Origin of the sequence: Novosphingobium sp. G106, assembly GCF_019075875.1 — a bacterium.
Classification (GTDB): Bacteria; Pseudomonadota; Alphaproteobacteria; order Sphingomonadales; family Sphingomonadaceae; genus Novosphingobium.
In genome coordinates, this window is record NZ_JAHOOZ010000001.1 from 1331728 (window position 1) to 1351546 (window position 19819).

General features: G+C 65.6%; 18 protein-coding genes. 9 read left to right on the forward strand and 9 right to left on the reverse strand.

The window, feature by feature from the left end; all coding sequences use genetic code 11:
* Nucleotides 1-88 precede the first annotated feature (88 nt).
* The 7 genes from KRR38_RS06330 (at nucleotide 89) to KRR38_RS06360 (ending at nucleotide 7211) form a co-directional block, all read left to right on the forward strand.
* A complete protein-coding gene (locus KRR38_RS06330) occupies nucleotides 89-469 on the forward strand; it encodes a nuclear transport factor 2 family protein (RefSeq protein WP_217399691.1) in 381 nt (126 codons plus the stop codon).
* 4 nt (nucleotides 470-473) lie between these two features.
* A complete protein-coding gene (locus tag KRR38_RS06335) occupies nucleotides 474-1271 on the forward strand; it encodes a sugar phosphate isomerase/epimerase (RefSeq protein WP_217399693.1) in 798 nt (265 codons plus the stop codon).
* Nucleotides 1271-2149, forward strand: a complete 879-nt coding sequence (locus KRR38_RS06340) for an SMP-30/gluconolactonase/LRE family protein (protein WP_217399695.1) — start codon at nucleotides 1271-1273, stop codon at nucleotides 2147-2149. The genes KRR38_RS06335 and KRR38_RS06340 overlap by 1 nt, the downstream gene beginning before the upstream one ends.
* A gap of 164 nt (nucleotides 2150-2313) precedes the next feature.
* Nucleotides 2314-3285: an acyl-CoA dehydrogenase family protein gene (locus KRR38_RS06345; RefSeq protein WP_217399697.1), complete on the forward strand. Its 972-nt coding sequence runs from the start codon at nucleotides 2314-2316 to the stop codon at nucleotides 3283-3285.
* 1 nt (nucleotide 3286) lies between these two features.
* Nucleotides 3287-4465: an acyl-CoA dehydrogenase family protein gene (locus KRR38_RS06350; RefSeq protein WP_217399699.1), complete on the forward strand. Its 1179-nt coding sequence runs from the start codon at nucleotides 3287-3289 to the stop codon at nucleotides 4463-4465.
* Nucleotides 4465-5559 (forward strand): Gfo/Idh/MocA family protein, encoded by a 1095-nt coding sequence (locus KRR38_RS06355; RefSeq protein ID WP_217399701.1) that lies wholly within the window; start codon nucleotides 4465-4467, stop codon nucleotides 5557-5559. The genes KRR38_RS06350 and KRR38_RS06355 overlap by 1 nt, the downstream gene beginning before the upstream one ends.
* Nucleotides 5556-7211 (forward strand): AMP-binding protein, encoded by a 1656-nt coding sequence (locus KRR38_RS06360; RefSeq protein WP_217399703.1) that lies wholly within the window; start codon nucleotides 5556-5558, stop codon nucleotides 7209-7211. Before KRR38_RS06355 ends, KRR38_RS06360 begins: the two co-directional genes overlap by 4 nt.
* 1 nt (nucleotide 7212) lies before the next feature.
* On the opposite strand, the gene KRR38_RS06365 is transcribed toward KRR38_RS06360, so the two are convergent.
* On the reverse strand, nucleotides 7213-7950 hold the full coding sequence (locus tag KRR38_RS06365; RefSeq protein WP_217399705.1) for an SDR family NAD(P)-dependent oxidoreductase: 738 nt from the start codon (nucleotides 7948-7950) through the stop codon (nucleotides 7213-7215).
* A 309-nt stretch (nucleotides 7951-8259) separates the two neighbouring features.
* Between KRR38_RS06365 and KRR38_RS06370 the strand changes: the two genes are divergently transcribed.
* Nucleotides 8260-10764 carry a TonB-dependent receptor gene (locus KRR38_RS06370; protein ID WP_217399707.1) on the forward strand — a complete coding sequence of 835 codons (2505 nt, stop codon included), beginning with the start codon at nucleotides 8260-8262 and terminating at the stop codon, nucleotides 10762-10764.
* A 73-nt stretch (nucleotides 10765-10837) separates the two neighbouring features.
* Here KRR38_RS06370 and KRR38_RS06375 read toward each other — a convergent pair whose 3' ends face one another.
* The 5 genes from KRR38_RS06375 to KRR38_RS06395 are packed head-to-tail and all read right to left on the reverse strand — an operon-like array spanning nucleotide 10838 to nucleotide 16643.
* The gene (locus KRR38_RS06375; RefSeq protein WP_217399709.1) at nucleotides 10838-11728 is read right to left on the reverse strand and encodes an alpha/beta fold hydrolase; all 891 of its coding nucleotides are present in this window, start codon (nucleotides 11726-11728) and stop codon (nucleotides 10838-10840) included.
* A gap of 4 nt (nucleotides 11729-11732) precedes the next feature.
* Nucleotides 11733-13226, reverse strand: a complete 1494-nt coding sequence (locus tag KRR38_RS06380; protein ID WP_217399711.1) for an NAD(P)/FAD-dependent oxidoreductase — start codon at nucleotides 13224-13226, stop codon at nucleotides 11733-11735.
* A gap of 8 nt (nucleotides 13227-13234) precedes the next feature.
* A complete protein-coding gene (locus tag KRR38_RS06385; RefSeq protein ID WP_217399713.1) occupies nucleotides 13235-14233 on the reverse strand; it encodes a Rieske 2Fe-2S domain-containing protein in 999 nt (332 codons plus the stop codon).
* Between the two features lie 56 nt (nucleotides 14234-14289).
* The gene (locus tag KRR38_RS06390; protein WP_217399715.1) at nucleotides 14290-15516 is read right to left on the reverse strand and encodes an acyl-CoA dehydrogenase family protein; all 1227 of its coding nucleotides are present in this window, start codon (nucleotides 15514-15516) and stop codon (nucleotides 14290-14292) included.
* On the reverse strand, nucleotides 15513-16643 hold the full coding sequence (locus tag KRR38_RS06395) for an acyl-CoA dehydrogenase family protein (protein ID WP_217399717.1): 1131 nt from the start codon (nucleotides 16641-16643) through the stop codon (nucleotides 15513-15515). The genes KRR38_RS06390 and KRR38_RS06395 overlap by 4 nt, the downstream gene beginning before the upstream one ends.
* A 92-nt stretch (nucleotides 16644-16735) precedes the next feature.
* On the opposite strand from KRR38_RS06395, the gene KRR38_RS06400 reads away from it, so the two are divergent.
* On the forward strand, nucleotides 16736-17593 hold the full coding sequence (locus KRR38_RS06400) for an amidohydrolase family protein (protein ID WP_309140984.1): 858 nt from the start codon (nucleotides 16736-16738) through the stop codon (nucleotides 17591-17593).
* Here KRR38_RS06400 and KRR38_RS06405 read toward each other — a convergent pair.
* Genes KRR38_RS06405 through KRR38_RS06415 form a run of 3 tightly spaced genes read right to left on the reverse strand, consistent with a single transcriptional unit; the run spans nucleotide 17590 to nucleotide 19782 of the window.
* Nucleotides 17590-18015 (reverse strand): hypothetical protein, encoded by a 426-nt coding sequence (locus KRR38_RS06405; RefSeq protein ID WP_217399721.1) that lies wholly within the window; start codon nucleotides 18013-18015, stop codon nucleotides 17590-17592. The two genes, KRR38_RS06400 and KRR38_RS06405, sit on opposite strands and share 4 nt — an antisense overlap.
* The gene (locus tag KRR38_RS06410; RefSeq protein ID WP_217399723.1) at nucleotides 18012-19028 is read right to left on the reverse strand and encodes a phosphotransferase family protein; all 1017 of its coding nucleotides are present in this window, start codon (nucleotides 19026-19028) and stop codon (nucleotides 18012-18014) included. Before KRR38_RS06410 ends, KRR38_RS06405 begins: the two co-directional genes overlap by 4 nt.
* A 7-nt stretch (nucleotides 19029-19035) precedes the next feature.
* On the reverse strand, nucleotides 19036-19782 hold the full coding sequence (locus tag KRR38_RS06415; RefSeq protein ID WP_217399725.1) for a TetR/AcrR family transcriptional regulator: 747 nt from the start codon (nucleotides 19780-19782) through the stop codon (nucleotides 19036-19038).
* Between the last annotated feature and the right edge of the window lie 37 nt (nucleotides 19783-19819).

A 19819-nucleotide genomic window follows, 5' to 3' on the forward strand; every position in this document is an offset into this window, starting at 1 on the left:
ATAGGCTTTATGCAATCTTATAATCCCGATACCTCGGCCGAGGACGATTCGCCATGAGCGATGCGATGGCGGCAGAGGAGCCGAGCCGGTGAATGACGATCCGACGACTGCAGTTCTGGCCGCGGAGAGGCGCCGCTGCGACGCGATGCTGGCGAACGACGGCGCCGCGCTCGAAGCCGTGCTCGACCCGCGCCTGCACTTCAGCCACGCCACCGGCGCGGTCGACGACAAGGCGGCCTTCCTCACCAAGATGGCGGCGGGGCGCATCCACTATGTCGGCATCGCCTGGTCCGAGGAGAAGGTGACCGCACTGGCGCCGGCCACCGCGCTGCTGACGGGGCGGATGACCACCGACGTCCGCGTCGAGGGTGTCGACAAGCGGCTCAACAACCGCGTCATCACCGTCTGGGGCAAGACCGGTGGAGACTGGCGCCTGATCGCCTTCCAGTCGACACCGCTGGCAGCCTGACGCGATGCATCCGTCGATCTCGATCAACACGCTGTGCCTACCGCCTGCGCCGCTCGGCGATCTGGCCGAGCGTGTGGCGCGGATCGGCGCGCGCGGGATCAGCCCAGACCTCGATCAGATCACGGCATTCGGCGTGAGCGAAAGCGGGCGGGCAATCCGCGACGCCGGGTTGGCGGTGGCAACTCTGACCCATCGCGCTTTCGGCTATGCCACGCCGGCCGACACCGAAGCTGCTCGCGAACGATTGCTGCGCAGCATCGCCATCGCCGGCAAGCTCGGCGCAGCGTCGATCATCATGACCACCGGAGGTCGCGGTGCGCTGACCTGGCCGCAGGCCGCGGAGGCCTTTGCCGAAGCCATGGCGCCCTGCGCCGAAGCCGCGCGCGCCGCCGGTATCCGGCTCGGCATCGAGCCGACCTCGCATCTCTATTCGGACGTCTCGATCGCGCACCGGCTGACCGACGCTGCCACACTCGCACGCAAGGCCGGGATCAGTGTGATGATCGACCTCTTCGCCTGCTGGTTCGACGCTGACATCGACACAGCGATCGCCGATGCGGCGCCGCTGACTGCGCTCGTCCAGGTCAGCGACTATGTCTATGGCGATCGCGGCCTGCCCTGCCGGGCCGTACCGGGCGACGGCGCCGCGCCGCTCGACCGGCTGATCCCGGCCATCGCCCGCGCCGGTTTCACGGGCTGGTTCGATCTGGAAATCATCGGTCCCCGCCTGCAGGCCGAAGGTGAAGATGCCGGCCTGCGCCGCGCGGGCGACTTTATCGGCAAGCTGCTGGAGACCGCATGATGAGCGAAGTTCGGGTCGCCTTCGACGCCGGCAACCATCTGGGCGAGACCCCGATCTGGTCGGCAGACGAGCAGGCCTTGTGGTGGGTCAATTGCGAGCATCCGGCCGAACTGCACCGCTGGCACCCCGAGGGCGGCGCGCATCGGGTCTGGCCGATGCCCAAACGCATCGGCGGCTTCGTGCCCAAGGCAAGCGGCGGCCTGCTCGTGGCGCTGGCGGACGGCGTCTATGACTTCGACTCGGCAAGCGGTGACCTGGCCTTGCGCGCGCCCTCGCCCTTCCCTGCCCATGTTAATCTGCACGAATGTCACTGCGACCGGCAGGGGCGATTCTGGATCGGCGGCTATGACACGCGCTATCCGGCCCATCGTTCCGCGGCGGACGCGGCCTACTGCCGGCTCGACGGCGACCGGCTGACCATCGTCGCGACCAAAGTCACGGTCGCCAACGGTCTCGCCTTCAGCCCCGACGGCACGAAGATGTACGGCGTGACATCGCCGACCACGCTGGTCGAACAGTTCGATCTCGATCCGGCTACCGGCGCACTCGCCAATCGCCGGCCGTTCGTCACGCTAGGCCCTGGCGAGGGCTTTGCCGACGGTGCGACGGTCGATGCCGAGGGCGGCTACTGGCTGGCCAATGTCGCCGCGGGAGCGCTGCGGCGCTATCGCTCCGACGGCACGCTCGACCGGATCGTGTCGCTGCCTTTCGCCAATCCGACCAAGCCCGCGTTCGGCGGACCCGATCTCGGCACGCTGTTCGTCACCAGCACGCAGCTCGCCATTCCGCCGGTCATGACTCCGACCGCACCCAATGGGCCGATCTACGCATTCGAACCGGGCGAACGCGGCGTTCCCGAGGTGCCCTTCGCGGGCTGACGCTTCTGCCGCTTCATCGCCGGGCCGATGCGGCAAAGGAAAATAAACTTCGTCTGTTGCAATTATTCCGCGCGGGCGTAGGAGGAGCCGGGAATTAATGCATGAGTGGCGGATCATTCTTACGATGATAATGCATCGGGGCTGGCGGCGAGAGGGGGCGTGGCATGTATCTCGCGCCTGACGGAGACGAGGTCGAAATAGCCAGTGCAGCGGCCGCTTTCGTGGCCGATGCCATGCCGATCGACCGTCTTCACAAGCCCGATTCCGCCAACATGGATGCGCCGCTTCGCGAGCTGTTTGGCGAGATGGGCTGGTTCGCCCTCGCCGTGCCCGAGGCACTTGGCGGCAGCGGTCTCTCGGCCGTCGAGCATGCGCTGTTCTTTCGCGAAGTGGGCCGACAGTGCGGCCCAGTCGACGTGCTGGCGCAATGCCTCGCAGCGAATACTGCGACCGATGACAGCCTGCGCGCGCAGATCATTGCGGGAGGACGCGGCGTCGCCCTGCTCGTCGCCGATGGTGATGCACATAGGCTCATCGGATCGGCGGACAGCGAGCTCGGGCTCGCCGTGACGCCGGAAGGCGCTCGGCTCTTTTCGCTCGGTGGGATCGATGCGGAGGCGCGGCCAGCGCTCGATCCGGCTAATTCGCTGCATATCGTAGGGAATGTCCCCCATCCGTTTGAGCAGCGTGAGGCCGGCGGAATATGGCAGCTCGGTCAGCTCGGCGCGGCTGCCATGCTAGTCGGCATTGCCGAAGCCGCACTCGACCTGATCGTCGACTATGCCAAGATCCGCGAGACCTTCGGCCGCAAGATCGGATCGTGGCAGGCCGTGCGCCATCCCTGCGCCGACATGGCCGTGCGAGTCGAGGCGGCCCGCTCGCAGCTCTGGTATGCGGCGGCGGCGGTCAAGGAAGCGCGCGGCGACGCCGCCGTCCACCTCGACGTCGCCAAGCACATGGCCAACACCGCCGCGCTCGCCAATACCGACGCGAACATCCAGCTCCACGGCGGCATCGGCGTGACCGACGAGCACGGCGCCCACCTGCTGCTGAAGCATGCGCTGCTGCTCTCGCGCCTGTTCGGGTCCAAGCGCATGCTGCTACGCAGACTGCTCGACGCGCGTCTGGAGGACTGAAATGGACCTCCAGTACTCCGAAGCCGACCGCGAATTCCGGGCCAGCGCGCGCGCCTGGCTCAAGGCCAACGTGCCGCAGCACAGCCGTCCGGCCGAGGGCTTCGCCGCCGCGCGGTTCGACCGCGACTGGCAGCGCAAGCTTCACGATCATGGCTGGGCCGGCGTTGCCTGGCCGAAGGAATACGGCGGGCTCGGTTTGTCGGGCCTGCGCCAGGTTATCTGGTACGAGGAACTGGCGCGCGCGCATGCCCCGCACCACATCAACACGACCTATGTCGCGATGATGCACGCCGGCCCGACCGTGATCGCGCGCGGTACCGGTGCGCAGAAGGCGTTCCACCTGCCCCGCATCCTCTCTGGCGAGGCGCTCTGGTGCCAGGGCTTCTCTGAGCCCAACGCCGGATCCGATCTGGCGGCGGTCAGGACCCGCGGCGTGGTCGATGGCGATCACATCATCGTCACCGGCGCCAAGATGTGGACCACCGACGCGCAGTATGCCGACTACCAGGAACTGCTGATCCGCACCGACCCCACCTCCGAGCGCCACAAGGGGCTGACCTGGGTCATCTGTGACATGAAGAGCCCCGGCATCGACATCAAGCCCGTGCGGACAATGCTGCAGGACGAACACGTCAGCGCCGTGTTCTATGACGAGGTGCGCGTGCCCATCGCCAATGTCGTCGGCGAAATCGGCCAGGGCTGGTCGACTGCACTCGCGACGCTGAACTTCGAGCGCGGTCTTGGCTTCATCGGCGATCAGCTCGAGCTTTACGAGCGGGTCAACCGTGCGATCGACCTAGCGAGCAAGACCCGGCTCGAGGACGGTCGCCTCGCCATCGAGGACGACGGCATCGCCCAGCGCCTGGCGGCAATCAAGGCGGACTGCATCGCCATCCGCGCGATGACGCTTGCCGACATCGCCGAGACGGACCGCACGGGCATACCCGGGCCCAAAGGCTCGATGATGAAGCTGATGGTCACGGGCACGCACAAGGCGCTGAGCGAGGTCGTCGGCGAGATCCTGGGCTGGTCCTTCCTCGAGTTCGACGGCGACCGGACGGCGCATCCCTGGACCTACGACTACCTGTGGTCCTGGGTCTTCTCGATCTCTGGCGGCACCAACGAGATCCAGCGCGAGATCACTGCCGACCGGGTGCTCGGCCTGCCGAGATCGCGCTGATGAGCGACGCTCCACTCCGGATGGGCTTTGCCGGGGCCAATGCCGAGCGGGGTTGGGCGCGCGATGCCCACTTCCCGGCGCTGAGCGCGCTGCCGGGGCTGGCGATCCATGCCGTCTCGGCCAGGACGCAGGAGATCGCCGACGGTGCCGCGGAGGCCTTCGGTGCGGCCAAGGCCTATGCGGATTCGTTGGAAATGGCGCGTGACCCCGAGGTCGACGTGGTTGCGGTCACGGTCAAGGTGCCCGAGCATCGCGCCATCGTTCTCGCGGCACTGGAAGCGGGCAAGCATGTCTATTGCGAGTGGCCGCTGGCGGTCGATCTCGCCGAGACCGAGGAACTGGCGGCCGCAGCGCGCCGGGCCGGCACCCACGTCGCGATCGGCTTGCAGGGTGGCAACGCCGTCGCCGTGCGCCACGCATCCAAACTGGTGCGCGAGGGCGCGATCGGACGGCCGCTGACCTTGCGCGTGGTCTCCTCGACCGCGGGATGGGGCGCGATTGCGCCGCCGCACTACGCCTACCTCCAGGATCGTCGCAACGGAGCGACGCTGGCGACGATCGCCGGTGGGCACACGGTGGCGATGGTAGAGGCCGTGGTCGGCGCTTACGAAGAAGTGAGCGCGCGCAATTCGATCTTGCGCGGTCGCGTCGAGATTGCCGGCACCGGCGAGATCGTCGAACGGACCTGCGCCGATCACATGCTGATCCACGGCCGGCATGTCGGCGGCTGCGTATCGAGCGTCGAGATCACCGCGGGCGAGAACACCCCGCTGCGCTTCGAGCTACGCGGCACCGAGGGAACGCTCGAAATCCGCGGGCATCATCCGGGCGGCTATCAGTGCGGCGATCTGACCGTCGTAACATCGCCCGCCTCGGAGCCGCAGCCAGTTTCGTCGCTGGTCGGCCTCGAAGGCGCCGCCATCAATGTCGGCCAGCTTCATGCCGATTTCGCTGGCGATATCCTGAACGGCACGCGCACCGTGCCCGATTTCGAGGTCGCAGTGCGTCTCACGCGGCTGCTCGACGCGATCGAAACGGCTTCGGCGGAAGGGCGCTCCATCCCCCTTGCCGACTATCAGCGAGAAGCATCATGAGCTGGACGATGAAGACCGATCCCGGCGGCCTCAAGACGCGCTGGTCCGGCGAGGTTGCACGGCACTATCTTGAGGCCGGCTTCTGGCAGGATGAAACGCTGGTCGACGTCGCCCGGCGTGCTGTTGCCGAGGAGCCCGACCATGTCCTGCTGATCGAGGGCGACCGCCGGATGACCCGCGCCCAGGCCTGGGACCAGTCGCTGCGTCTCGCCGGCTTCTTTCTCGAGCGCGACCTGAAGCCGGGCGACGTCATCTCGTTCCAGATTCCCAACTGGGTGGAGACAGCGGTGATCGCCCTCGCCGCGCGGATGTGCGGGCTGATTATCAACCCGATCCCGCCGATCTACCGCGAATCCGAGCTCGCCTATATCCTCGCCGACTGCAGTGCGAAGATGATCTTCGTGCCCGGCACCTTCCGCAAATACGACCACAGGGGCGCCGTCGAAGCCCTGCGGCCTTCGCTGCCGGCGCTCAAGGACGTGGTCGTCGTCCGCGAGGACGGCGCGCTGACCTGGGAAGATGCGCTGTCGGGCGATCCAGTCGATGAGGCTGCGCTGCCCGCGGTCGATCCCGCGGCGATCATGATCGTGATGTACACATCGGGCACGACGGGCAAGCCCAAGGGCGTGCTGCACACCCATTACAGCTATGGCCACCGCGCCCGTGCCATGGGCGAGGCCTGGGGCATCGGTCCCGACGACGTGGTGTTCATGCCCTCGCCCGTCACTCACATCACCGGCGCACTCTGGGCTTTCGACATGCCCTGGGAGTTCGGCAACTCCAGCGTACTGATCGACGTCTGGGCAGCGAACGACGGCATCGAATGCATCGAACGCAATGGCTGCACGGTAAGCGGCGGGGCCACGCCTTTCCTGCAGCAGCTCCTCGACGTTGCCGGCGAGCGGCCGGAAAGCCTCGCCACCCTGCGTCTGTTCTTCTGCGGCGGCACCACCGTCTCGCCCGACCTGATCCGCAAGGCCAGCGACACCTTCCCCGGCTGCCTGTTCTTCCGCTGCTACGGCTCGACCGAATGCCTGACCGCGACGCTCGGCATTCGCAGTGCGGCGCAGGCGCAGCTCGGCGCCGAGACCGACGGCGAGATCGTCTTCCCGGTCGAGATGCGTATCCACGATGCCACGACCGACGAACCGCTACCCAATGGAGAGGAGGGCGAGATTCTGGCGCGCAGCCCCGGTCTCTGCGTGGGCTACCTGCATCCCGAGGACAACGAAGGCGCGTTCCTCGACGACGGCTTCTTCCGCATGGGCGACCTCGGCCGAATCGTGCACGACGATTACATCGTCATCACCGGACGCAAGAAGGACATCATCATCCGCTCCGGCGAGAACATCAGCCCGAAGGAAGTCGAGGACCTGTTGCTGGGACACCCGGCCGTGGCAGACGTGGCGATCGTGGCCATGCCCAGCGCCGCCACGGGCGAGAAGGGTTGTGCCTTCATCATCCCGCGGAAGGGCCAGACGATCGACCTGCCCGAGATCCGCCGCTTCCTCGACGATGCCGGCCTTGCCCGGCAGAAATTCCCCGAACACGTCGTGCTGGTGGACGAACTGCCGCGCGTCCCTTCGGGCAAGGTCAAGAAGGACGTGCTGCGCATCCAGGCCCGCGAGATCGCCGAGACCCTGGCGGGCTAAGTCACCGCCAGGAAAAGCCACCGTCGACTGGCAGTTCGGTGCCCGTGGTGAAGCCCGAATCCTCGGTCGAGAAGAACAGCGCCGCGCGCGCGACGTCGCCCGGTTCGCCGAGCCGCTTGAGCGCGACGCGATCGGTGGCGCGCTGGCTGTGCTCGGGGTTCTCCCAGAGGTAGCGCGTCATTTCGGTCTTGATCACGCCGGGGCAGATCGTATTGGCGCGGATAGTCGGGCCGAGGTCGAAAGCGATCGCCTTGGTGAACATGGCGAGACCCGCCTTGCTCGCCGAATAGCCCGCGGTTCCCGCCATCGGCATCAGCGCGCTGACCGAGGCGATGTTGACGATCGTCGCCTTCTCGGCGCGGCGCAGGAACGGCAGCGCGGCCTTAGCGACATTGAACGGCCCGGTCAGGTTCACCGCCAGCATGCGGTCCCAGCTATTGGGATCGAGATCGTCGAAATGCGTGATGTCGAGGATGCCAGCGGCATTGACCAAGCCGTCGATGCCACCAAGCCTATCTGCCGCTTCGACTAGGATCCGGTTCACCTGATCGCGATCGGCAACATCGCAGCCATAACCGGCTGCGCCCAGAGCGGCGGCGACCTCTGCCAGACCGCCAGCGTTACGGTCGAGCAATGCGAGTGCGGCACCTTCCTCGGCGAACAGCCGGGCGATCTCCCGCCCCATGCCGCTGGCGGCTCCGGTGATGAGAATCTTACGACCGTCCAGTTTCCCGCTCACTGAATTCTCCATTTCGATCAATGGCGCGGACCCTACCGCTCGGGGTGATATAAATGCAACGACCGTGAAACAAATATTGTAATGAACCGCCGGGAACGCATTGCATCGAGCAATCGCTTGGTATAATCGAATCGGGAATGGCATAGTCGAATTGCAATTCACGCAGGCGCACTTGACCCCGTCGGCACATGGTGTCGGCGAACGGTCTTCTGCGTCGATTCGAGGGATGAGGATGCTGGCTTCTGCAGAGCTTCTGCCGCGGCGAAGAAACTGGCTCCCGATGTAAGAACTAAAAACAGGGAGTATCACATGAATAGCCTAGTTCGTTCGCGCACTCGCTTGCTGCTTTCCACCGTGTTGGGCGCCGCCGTCGTCCTGCCGATTCAAGCCTATGCCCAGACAGCCGACAACAGCGGCGGAATTGAAGAGATCGTCGTTACCGCGCAGAAGCGTGAGCAGAGCATTCAGGATGTGCCGGTCGCGGTCACCGCGCTCAATCCGGAAACGCTGAAGGTCAACCGCGTGGTCAACGTGATGGACCTCAACGGCCTGGCGCCGGGCCTGACCGCACGCCAGAACCCAGGCAGCCTCGGTTCGCCGTCGTACTCGATGCGCGGCGTCTTCGCTTCGGCCTCGGTGCCGGCGCAGGATCGCCAGATCTCGAGCTATCTCGACGGCGTCTACATCGGCGGCGCGCGTGGCGCGGTCTTCGACCTGCCCGATCTCGAACGCATCGAGGTGTTGCGCGGCCCGCAAGGCACGCTGTTCGGACGCAACGCGACGGCGGGTGCGGTGAGCATCGTCACCCGCGATCCGAAGGGTGAATTCGGGGCCCGCCAGGAAGTTACGGTCGGCAACTATGCGCAGCTGCGCACGCGGACCACTATCGACACGCCGCAGATGGGCATATTCAGCGCCTACGTCACCTATGTCCATGACGAACGGCGCGGTGACACGCGCAACCTCGGCGCGGGCACCACGTTCGATCGCCAGAAATCGGTGACGGGCTTCGGCGTGTCGCAGTCGCCCAAGTGGCTGGGCAGCAAGAATGCAGAAAACGTCTTCGCGGCGGCAAAGCTGGCGCCCAACGACGATTTCTCGCTGACCTACAAGTTCGACTATTCGCATGCCAACAACACGCCTGAAGCGCGCGTGCCCATTGCAATCAATCCCGCCGATCCGACCCTGGTAGGCGGACTGTTCGCGGCGGTCATCGCCGCGCAGCCGGCAGGCGGCGGACGGTTCGGCGCGGTGCCGCTCTTCCCCGACTACCAGCGGCCGTCAGCGGTCAACAACGCCTGGACCATGCCCGGCTTCGCAAAATCGTCGGGTCACAACCTGACGCTGAATTGGCGAGCGACCGACCATCTGTCGTTCAAGAACGTCGCATCATATCGCACGGCGGAGACGGTCGGCCTCTCGACGATCATGGGCCTCAGCGGGCTGGAATACACGCAGGCGGCGAAAGACTTCTACAATGCGCCGCGGGCATTCCTCGGCGGCGCTTCCTATGCCCAGATATTCGATTCCGCCGTACCTTTCGCGCAGCGTGGACAGGAACCGGTCGGTAGCTATTTCATGGGCTACGAAGGCCAGAGCTATGGCAAGTACCACCAGTTCAGCAACGAGCTTCAGGCCAACTACCAGTCCGAGCTGCTGACCCTGACGGTGGGCGGCATCTACTTCCAATCGCATGAATTGTCGTCCGGCATTCCGAACGCGCCGGCGAACCTGTTGTTCGCGCCGATCGGCACGGTGCTTCCGCTGGGCGGCAACATTCAAAAGACGGTCCAGGATACCAAATCCTATGCAGGCTATGCACAGGCCGAAGTCCACATCACGCCCGAGTTCGACCTGACGGCCGGCGCTCGTCTGACGCACGACGACAAGTGGAATTCGTTCACCAATGGCGGAACCTACGATCCCACGCTGAACTCGATCACCGGATCGTCGGTGACCATCCGCACGTTCAAGAAGACCAAGCCGACTTTCTCAGTGGGCGCCAACTACAAGATCAAGCCGGACGTGCTCGTCTATGGCAAGTTCTCGACGGCCTATCTGTCGGGCGGTTCTTCGGGTGCAGTGTCCTTCGAACCGGAGACCGTGGCGTCGTGGGAAGCCGGCCTCAAGTCCGAATGGCTTAATCGGCGCCTGCGCCTCAACCTTGCCCTGTGGCAGGCGACCTACAAGCACAGCCAGGCGGCGCAGAGCGGGCAGAACGTGAAGATCCCGGCCTGTGGCGTCAACGGCGTCGCGGCGCAGTGCACGCCCTACGGCGTGGTCGTGATCGACAACGGCACGATCAATGCGAAAGGCATCGAGGCAGAGGCGGTCGTCGTGCCGGTCGAAGGCCTGACCTTCGGCGGGTCGTTCAGCTATACCGACACCAAGTGGAAAAGCCCGAGCCCCTTCCTTGCGCAGGGCTTCCCCGTGGCGCCCAGCTCGCTACCCAAGTACACTGGCGGCATTAACGGGCAATACGTCACCCCGCCGCTGTTCGGCGATGCGACGATGCTGTTCCGCCTCGACGCCGTCTATACCGGCAAATACCGGAACTCGCCGTATACCGACATCGCCACTCGGCTTCCGGCGCTCGCCCCCTATGCATACACGCCGGCCACCTGGATATTGAATGGCCGCGTTGCCTTGCGCGACATCGATGTCGGCGGAGTGAAGGGCCAGGTTGCCGTCTGGGCGCGCAACCTGACCGACAACAAGAATCCACTGTCCGTGCTGATTTTCGGCAGTTCCGAAGTCAATGCGAACTACCAGCCGGCACGGACCTTCGGCGCCGATTTCACCGTCGAATTCTAAGTCCGCTTGGTTCGTCAGGAAAGGGCCGGCCCGGGATATCCAAGGCCGGCCCTTTTCCTATGCGGGTATCAGATCAGGCGCGCGCGCAGTTGGCGCGGACTGTCTCGACGAACAGATCGATGAGTTCGGCCGGCAGGTCGTGCCCCATCCCGCCCGGCTCGAGCAGCCAGGAACCCGGGATGCTGCGCGCGAGGTCCGTCCCGCATTCGGGCGGGAACAAAGGATCGTTGCGGCCGTGGACGACGAGCGCCGGAACCGAAAGGGCGCGTAGCTGGGGCCGACGATCGGGCGCGCCGCGGGCTGCGGCGAGCTGGCGCGCCGGGCCGGCGGGATTGTAGGCACGATCGGCGGCAAGCGCGGCGAAGGCGCGTAGCTCGCTCTCCGGTGCCGGATAATCCGGGCTGCCCAGCGCGCGGTTGAGCGCGGCCTGATGGCTCAGAAAGGCCTCGCGATCCTCCTGCGGATCGGGCGCACGCTTCGACAGGATCGCCAGGGCCCCGGGATCGGATGGGGGCAGATCGGGATTGCCGCTCTGCGTCATGAACAGGTTCAGCGAGCGCACCCGTGCGCGATGCTCGATGGCCAGGACCTGCCCCACCATTCCCCCGAGCGAGACGCCGAGGACATGCGCTTGGGCAATGCCGAGCGCATCTAGCAGGCCGGCCGTGTCGGCCGCCATATCGGACAGGCTATAAGGAAGCTCCGGCTCGCCGCCGGCTGCCCGCGCAGCCACGATGGCGGCAATGTCGGGAATGCCGAGATGATTCAGATGGCTCGACAGGCCGACATCGCGGTTATCGAAGCGCAGCGTGCGAAAGCCGGCTCGCTCGAACCGTTCGATCAAGGCGGGAGGCCAGCGGATCAGCTGCGCGCCGACGCCGTGAATTAGCATGAGTACAGGGCCGCCCTCTGGCCCCGACAACTCGTACTCGATCTCGATCCCGTTCGCCCGACTGCGCGCCATCGGCCTATCTCGGCCGCTCGATGAAGTGGTCCCATTGCGGCACGGCGAGCTGCGCCTGGAGTTCCGACAGCGTGCTGGTGTCGAGCGTCGGAGTGCCGGTCTTGTCGAGGTACCAGCTCTGGCAGCCGCCGGTGCCCCAGACCGAAACCTTCGCCTTCTCGCGTATCGCCTGGAGCCAGGCCCGGCTCGGCTCCTCGCGCGGGGTGAGCGTCACGCCCTCCCCCGCAATCCGATCGATCAGCTGGAGAATATAGTCGACCTGCGCCTCGGCGATACCGACCACGGAGGATGTGCCGCCCGGCGAGTAAGGTCCGTTGATCATCAGGAAATTGGGCATGTGCGGCACAGCCATCGAGCGATAGGACAGTGGCAGATCGTGCCAGACTTCGTCGAGCGTCACGCCGCCCTCGCCCGTAACCTGCATCGGCCGGATATAGGCATGGGCGTCGAAACCCGTGGCGAGCGCCAGGACATCGAGTTCGTGCAGCTTGCCGTCCCTGGTCAGCACGCCTTCCGGCACGACACGCTCGATCGGATCGATCACCACGTCGACGCTCGGGTGCTGGACCGCATCGTAGAAGCCGTCCGAGAAGACCAGGCGCTTGCAGCCGACCGCATAGTCGGGCGTCAGCTTGGCGCGCAGTTCGGGATCGCGGATCGAGGCGAGCGCGTCGTAGCAGACCTGATCGCGTGCCTTGCGGCCTTCTTCCGAGCTGGTCGCGGCCTTGCCGCGCGCCTCGGTCTCGCTGCGTAGCTGGAGATAGTACCGCTTCCAGCGCTTTTTCGAGAGCCAGAAGCCCATGCGAGTCCAGAACGAGTTCGGCGTGTCCTTGACCGGGAACACCCACTGCGCGGTGCGCTGGAAGATCGAGAGCCGTTCCACTTTGCCCGCCAGCGCGGTGACGATCTGCGTCGAACTCGAACCCGTACCGATCACGCCGACGCGCTTGCCGGCAAGATCGATCGAGGTGTCCCAGCGCGCGGTGTGGAACAACGCGCCCGCGAAGGTCCCCAACCCCTCGATCTGCGGCAGGACGGGCTGGTGAAGGCGCCCCGTTGCGGTGATGACGACATCGGCAGGGTAAACCTCACCGTCGCGCGTCGTCACCTGCCAGGCGCCATCATCGTAAACCGCCGACATCACCTCCTGATGGTAACGGATGTAGGGCAGCACGCCGAACTGCCTGGCAACGCCATGGTAGTAACGCCAGATGTCGGGGCCCTTGGCGTAGCGCGACAGCCAGGTCGGATTGCGCGCGAACGAATAGGAATAGAGGTGCGCGGCGACGTCGCAGGCGACACCCGGATAGACATTGTCGCGCCAGGTGCCGCCCATCTGGCCGGCCTTCTCCAGGATCACGAAGTTGCGGAAACCGCGCTCGAGGAGCTTGATCCCTATCAACACGCCGGAAATGCCTGCGCCGATGATGACGAAGCGGGTGTTCCTGCCGCGTGGGTGGGTTCCCTCGCGCAGCTCGCTGGGATGTGTTTCAGCCATCGAAACGGTCAGGCAGCGATCGTGTCCGGTTCGGGCGCGTCGAAGTCATAGAACTTCGCATACTGGCGGCGATAGGCGATCATCGGCCCGTCACCCTTCACCAGCATCGGCTGCTCCATGAAGCGCTTGGCGTTCCAGATCGGAATGTCCTGGTTCACCTGCTTGACGAGATCGCGGATGCGCGCCTGAGTCACGCGGGCCTTGCCTTCGCTGATCCCGGGCGGGGTGAACATCTGCCAGCGCAGATGGGTGTGCTCGGGATCGATCGCCGTCACCTGCTGCGCCTGCACGACGTGGCAGACGTCGATATATTCGACCATCGACTGGCCCGGGCCGACCGCGGTGGTGTCGATCTTGCCGGTCATCGGCCCGCGCGGCGTGTTCATCTCGGCGACCACCGTGTTGCGGCGCGTCCAACCTTCGAGCTTGAACTCGCCCTTGGGCGCGAAAGGCACGCCGTGGACCGCGCCGAAATGGGCGTGGTCCTGGCCGTTCTCTGTGATCTCCTGGATGTGAATGTTGATCACCCAGTCATAGGTGCTGTGGAGGATCCAGTCGCCGTCGGGGCACTCGGGCAGCCGCGAGACATCCCACTTGGGCGCCGCCTTCTTGGGGTGATACCAGACGTAGATCACACCGTCGGACTCGGTCACGGGCCAGGTCGGCAGGCAGTCGGCGCGCTTGGCCTGCGGTGGGATCACGTCGGTATAGGGGATATCGGTCGCGGCGCCCTGACCGTTGAAGCTCCAGTGATGGAACGGGCAGCGCAGATCGTTGCCGACCACTTCGCCGCCGACGCCCAGGTGCGCACCCAGGTGCGGGCAATAGGGATCGACGACGTGAACCGCGCCGTCCTCACCTCGCCACATGACGAACTCGGTCGAGAAATAGCGCAGCGTCTTCACTTCGCCCGGCGCGATATCGCCCGACATGGCGACGGCGAACCAACCGAAGGGGATCGGCAATTTCGCATAGCCGCGGTCGAGGGGAGAGGTGGCAGCGTCCATCGCAAACTCCAAATGCATCGGGCACATTTCATTATAGGACCTGACGGCCCCAAAGGCTATCGCCCGTTCGGGATCTCCCGGAACGGAACGTTCTTGTCGACGCGGATATCGCCCGGCAGGCCGAGCACGCGTTCGGCAATGATGTTCTTCATGATCTCGTCGGTGCCGCCGCCCAGCCGCAGGCCGGGCGCCCAGAGGAAACGATGCTGGAAGGCACCGTTCATCGTCGCCTCGTCGGGATCGTCCATCAGGCCGGCGTGATCGAGCAGGTCGAGCGCCTTGTCGGTCAGGTTCTGCGCGAGGTTCGACCAGAGCAGCTTGCCCGCCGAGCCTTCGGGGCCGGGCGTCGCCCCCTTGGACAGCGAGGTCAGCGTGCGGAAGCTCAGCAGCCGGATCGCCTCGGCATCGACGTAAAGATCGGCCAGCCATTCGCGGAAAGCGGGATCCTCGATCGCCGGGCCGTCGAACGAAGGCGTTTCGGCAGCGAGCGCAATGATGTCACGCCAGTTGAGCCCAGTGCCCGAACCCAGCGAGGCGCGCTCGTTCATCAAGGTGGTGATGATCACCTTCCACCCGCCGCCTTCCTCGCCCACGCGCTGGCTGTCGGGCAGGCGCACGTCGGTGAGGAACACCTCGTTGAGCTCGTTGTCGCCCGACATCATGCGGATCGGCCGGACCTCGACGCCGGGCGTCTTCATGTCGAGCCAGAACACCGTGAGGCCCTTGTGCTTGGGCACGTCGGGATTGGTCCGTGCGACGAGCATGCCGTAGTCGGCGATCTGCGCGCCGCTGTTCCAGACCTTCTGGCCGTTGATCACCCAGCTATCGCCATCACGGACGGCCGCACACCGCACGCCGGCGGAGTCGGAGCCGCTCGCGGGCTCGGAGAAGAGCTGGCACCAGATCTCCTCGCCGCGCACTGCCGAGGGCACGCGGGCGAGTGAGGCCTCGTCCTTGTTGTGCTCCATCAGCGCGGGCAGCAGCATGTCGAGCCCGGTGCGGAAGTAGTTGAACTGGAGCCCGGCGCGCAGTTCCTCTTGGCCGAAGATCGCCTCCTCGATCGCGGTGCCACCGGCCCCGCCCCACTCCGGGGACCAGGAAATGCAGGCGTATCCCGCCGCGGCCTTGGTCGCCTGCCAGACGCGCGCGACGTCCTTGTGCTTGTCGTGCCACTGGCGCCGTTCGGTCGCGGTGAGCCCGCTCATGTCGGGCGCGTTTTCGGCGATCCAGGCGCGGACTTTGGCGCGGTAGGCGGCCTCTTCGGGGCTTTCGTCGAAGTTCATGGCTGTTGTCCTTCGAGCGCGACGCGTTGCTCCAACCGATCCGCGAGCCGGCGCTTCCAGTCGCGCGGCGCTCCCAGGATCAGTCCGAGGTGCCGTGCGCGGCGGTAGAAGAAATGGCAGTCGGCCTCCCAGGTAAAGCCGATCCCGCCGTGCGTCTGAATGTTCTCGCGCGAGGCCAGGAGATAAGCGTTCGATCCCGCCACCCGCGCGGCGGCGGCGGCCAGCGGCAGTTCGGGCGCGTCGGTCGAGAGCGCCCAGGCGCCGTAATAGGCATTGGCGCGCGCGACCTCGTTGCGGATGAACACATCGGCCAGCTTGTGCTTGATCGCCTGGTAGGAGCCGATCGGCCGGCCGAAGGCATAGCGTTCAAGCGCATAGTCGCGCGCCATCTCGAGCGCGCGATCGGCGCCGCCGAGCTGCTCGAAGGCGACGAGGATCGCCGCGCGGTCCTGGATGCGCGAAAGCAGCGTGAGGCCTTCGCCCGGCGTTCCGAGTGGCTGAGCCGGCGCGTTGGCGAACGTGATCTGCGCTTCGCCCCGTGTCGGGTCGATTGTCGATACCAAGCTGCGCTCGACGCCTTCGCTCGTGAGGTCGACGAGATAGAGGCCCGGGCCGCGATCCGACTGTGCCAGAACGATCGCGCGATCCGCAGCAAGGCCGTCGGTTACCGGCAGCTTGACCCCTGTCAACTTGTTGTCGGCAAAGCGCGTCGCAATGCGGTCCGGTGCCAGCACGCCCGGTCCCTCGGAAACCGCCAAGGTACCGATCAGCGAGCCTCCGGCGACCTGCGGTAGCAATTCGGCCTTCTGTTCGGGCGAGCCCGCCAACAGCAAGGCTTCCGCGAACTGGTAGACCGTCGAGGCGAAGGGCACCGGCGCCAGCGAGCGGCCCAGTTCCTCGGCGAGAGCGCAGAGCTCGACGTAACCCATGCCGATGCCGTCGAACTCTTCGGGAATAGCCGCACCGCACCAGCCCTGCTCGCCGATGCGCGCCCAGAGCGCCTTGTCGTAACCCTCAGCCGGATTGTCCAAAGCGGCGCGCACCACCGTCAGCGGCGAGACCGCGGCGAGGAACCGCCGCGCTTCGTCTTTGAGTGCCTTCTGTTCATCGGTATAGTCGAAATTCAAGGCAATTCCTCCCGGCGCCACCCCGGCTTTACAATACTCCACGCCTGTTGCAATACCGCCTGCGAGACAGGATGCCAGAAGGAAGCCGAAACGTGCCACGCCCCCGCGATATCCCGGTGATCGACACGCTGATCGGCTTTCGTGACACCCACCAGATGGACGTCGCCAGCATCAAGACCGAGTGGAAGACACACCCGGCCGAATACATGTTCAAGGTGATTCCCGACGAGATCGGCGAAGGCGACGATCGCCTGTCCTCGATCGACGAGACCATTGCGCAGATGGACGCGCACAACATCCGCGTCGGCGTGATTCACATGTCGGACGACCGCGCGGTGGAGGCGATGCGCCGCTATCCCGATCGCTTTGCCGCGATCCGCACGGTCGATCCGAACAAGGGCATGGACGCCGTCCGCAAGATCCAGAGCGATTTCGACGCGGGGCTGATCCGCGGCGTGTCGTTCTTCCCCTCGGGCCAGAACCCGCCGGTGCCGATCAACGACAAGAAGGCCTATCCGATCTACGCCAAGTGCATCGAGCTGGACCTGCCGATCTTCATCAATGTCGGCGTGCCCGGTCCGCGCATCCCGATGATGCCGCAATGGGTCGGCCATCTCGATGAGGTCGCCTACGACCTGCCCGAGCTCAAGGTGATCATGCGCCACGGCGCCGAACCCGACGAGGCGCTGGCGGTCAAGCTGCTGCTGAAATGGCCGAATCTCTACTATTCGACCAGCGCCTTCGCCCCCAAGTACTGGCCCGAGGCGATCATCAAGTTCGCCAACTCGCGAGGGTCCGACAAGGTGATCTACGCGGGCTATTTCCCGATGGGCCTGGAGCTCACGCGCATCTTCGCCGAGATGGACCATGTGCCGTTAAAGGACGAGGTCTGGCCGAAGTTCCTCTACGACAACGCGGCCAAGCTACTAAAGCTGCCGCCGCGCACCTAGGCGCGGGGCGCTCGGGCGGTTTCGAAATCGCGCAGCGCCTGCCAGATAGCCTGATCGAGAGCGCGCGCCTCGGGGTCGTCCCGAAGCTCAACGCGGGCCTGGAGGCCGACCAGCAGCGTTCGCAGTCGGCCCGTCTCGGCGTCCAGTTCGCTGATCCTGAGGCCAGGATCGCCGGATTGTGCAGCCGCAGCTAGCGAAGCGTCGCCGAAGAGCGCTCCGCCCTGCCCGAGCAGCGCACGTATCCGGGCATTTTCCTCGACCCGGATCGCGACGGCATCGTCGCTCGCGCGGCTGACGATCGTGATCAGCGATTGCGCCATGCGCGCGGCATCGGCGGCAAAAGCGTCGGTCAGGTTCGGCGAAACTTGGTCGCGCAGCGCGACAGCTACGCCTTCGAGCACGGTTTCGTGGGTCAGCCTCATCCCATCACTCCGCGCTGTGCCATGCGATCGAGGATCTCGCGGCGGTGGAACGAGTTGGCCCGGACCGCGGTCAGCGCGATGATCATCTCGCGGTTCGTGCCTTCCTGGAAGCTTGCCTCGGCCGTGGTCCAGATGCCGCAGGCCTTGACCGGGGCGAACAGCCGCCACCAGTCGAGCGCCGCACGGTCGATCGTCAGCCCGCTGGCTTCTTCCCAGATCGCCAGGCCCTCTTCGAGCGGGAAGTATTTCTCCATCGTCCACATCGGGTTGAGCGCCCAGGCGATGTCTTCGAGCGGGTCGCCGACATGGCACATCTCCCAGTCGAGCACAGCGCTGACCTGGCCGTCGGGAAGGAACAGGAAGTTGCCGCAGCGGTAGTCGCCGTGGACGATCGCTGGCTTGGCGGCGGGCGGCGGCGGATTGCGGCGCAACCAACGGAGCGCGCCGCGTACCACCGGTTCGATCACCTCCTCGCCGGCGTCGAGCGCTGCTTCCCAATGATCGAGCTCGCCTGACCAGCAATCGCCCTCCGCATCGCCGTTGCGCAGGCCATCAAGGCCGAGCGCGCGATGATCCTGCGCCGCCAGGGTGCCGAGATGGCGCCAGAAATTGCGGCCGACGGCCTCGCTCTGCCCCTCGTAAGGATCAGTCGACTGGAAGAAGTGGCCGGGCTTGCCGTCGACCAGGTCCATGATGAAGAACGGCCGGTCGAGCCACTGCGGATCGAGCTCGAGGAAATGCGCCGCCGGAATGGGCACGCCGCTGCCCGCCAGCGCCGAATAGACGGTGAACTCGAGATCGCGCTCGGCATTCACCAGCCCGGCTTCGGGCGCGCGGCGCAGGATCAGGCGGCGCTCCTCGATGCGGCCGGCCTGCCGCCAGCGCGCCCGGAAACGAAACGTCTCCTGGCTGCTGCCGCCGTGGATCCGCGCGAGATCGTCGACCTGCACATCGCTTGCCTCGGGCATGCGGTGCGCGAGATAGTCGGCAATGCGCGGTTCCAGTGCGGTCATCGCCGGATCAGTCTTTCCGCTTGGCGGCTTTCGCTTTGCCGCCCTTCTTCCCATCCACGCCGCTGAAACGGCCCTTGATGAAGAGGTCGATCTTGACTTCGACATCCTCTTCCGTCGGTGCAGTGTTAGCCCACCCGAAATAGATCATGACCGTGCGTTGGCCGAGCAACAGGTCGATGAACAGCTCGGCCGACTTGTCGTGATCGCCTTCGGGGATCAGGCCGCTCTCAGCGAGCTGGCGGAACAGCTGCGCGACGTTGCGCGTGAAGCGCGAGAAGATCGCAGTTGCGACCGAACTCATCAGATCGGGAAAGCGAGCGCTCTCGGCGATCATCAGCCGCATCAGATCGATCGAGCGCGAGCGTAGCGCGACCTCGAACGAATAGTGCGCGGCCTTGCGGAGCGCCGCGACGAGATCTTCCCCCTCTTCGAGCACCGGCGGGCTGATCTTTGCGGTGTCGCGCGCGAAGATCACTTCGCGAAAGATCGCCTCCTTGTCGCCGAAGTGCTGGTAGAGCGTGCGCGTCGCTACGCCGGCCTTCTTGGCGATGTCGAGCAGGGTGGTTGCGGCATAGCCGCGCCCGACGAACATGTCGGTGGCGACTTCCATGACCTTGAGCTTGCGCCGTTCGAGCTCGTCCGCCGTCGGTCGCCCCGCACGGTTGCGCTTGCGCTTCGCCGGCGCCTTCACGCGCGCGGGCGCGGGAGCAACACGGCCACTGACCTTCTTCGAAACTGGGGCAACTTTTTCCAAAATCTCACCTCAAGAATGGCGGAAATCCGTGGTTTCG

Excerpts from the sequence above, each read along its gene's own strand:
- KRR38_RS06335 (WP_217399693.1), top strand. The coding sequence starts at position 474 with ATGCATCCGTCGATCTCGATCAACACGCTGTGCCTACCGCCTGCGCCG.
- KRR38_RS06385 (WP_217399713.1), bottom strand. The coding sequence starts at position 14,233 with ATGGACGCTGCCACCTCTCCCCTCGACCGCGGCTATGCGAAATTGCCG.
- KRR38_RS06375 (WP_217399709.1), bottom strand. The coding sequence starts at position 11,728 with ATGGCGCGCAGTCGGGCGAACGGGATCGAGATCGAGTACGAGTTGTCG.
- KRR38_RS06355 (WP_217399701.1), top strand. The coding sequence starts at position 4,465 with ATGAGCGACGCTCCACTCCGGATGGGCTTTGCCGGGGCCAATGCCGAG.
- KRR38_RS06370 (WP_217399707.1), top strand. The coding sequence starts at position 8,260 with ATGAATAGCCTAGTTCGTTCGCGCACTCGCTTGCTGCTTTCCACCGTG.
- KRR38_RS06350 (WP_217399699.1), top strand. The coding sequence starts at position 3,287 with ATGGACCTCCAGTACTCCGAAGCCGACCGCGAATTCCGGGCCAGCGCG.
- KRR38_RS06410 (WP_217399723.1), bottom strand. The coding sequence starts at position 19,028 with ATGACCGCACTGGAACCGCGCATTGCCGACTATCTCGCGCACCGCATG.
- KRR38_RS06380 (WP_217399711.1), bottom strand. The coding sequence starts at position 13,226 with ATGGCTGAAACACATCCCAGCGAGCTGCGCGAGGGAACCCACCCACGC.
- KRR38_RS06345 (WP_217399697.1), top strand. The coding sequence starts at position 2,314 with ATGTATCTCGCGCCTGACGGAGACGAGGTCGAAATAGCCAGTGCAGCG.
- KRR38_RS06405 (WP_217399721.1), bottom strand. The coding sequence starts at position 18,015 with ATGAGGCTGACCCACGAAACCGTGCTCGAAGGCGTAGCTGTCGCGCTG.
- KRR38_RS06340 (WP_217399695.1), top strand. The coding sequence starts at position 1,271 with ATGAGCGAAGTTCGGGTCGCCTTCGACGCCGGCAACCATCTGGGCGAG.
- KRR38_RS06360 (WP_217399703.1), top strand. The coding sequence starts at position 5,556 with ATGAGCTGGACGATGAAGACCGATCCCGGCGGCCTCAAGACGCGCTGG.
- KRR38_RS06390 (WP_217399715.1), bottom strand. The coding sequence starts at position 15,516 with ATGAACTTCGACGAAAGCCCCGAAGAGGCCGCCTACCGCGCCAAAGTC.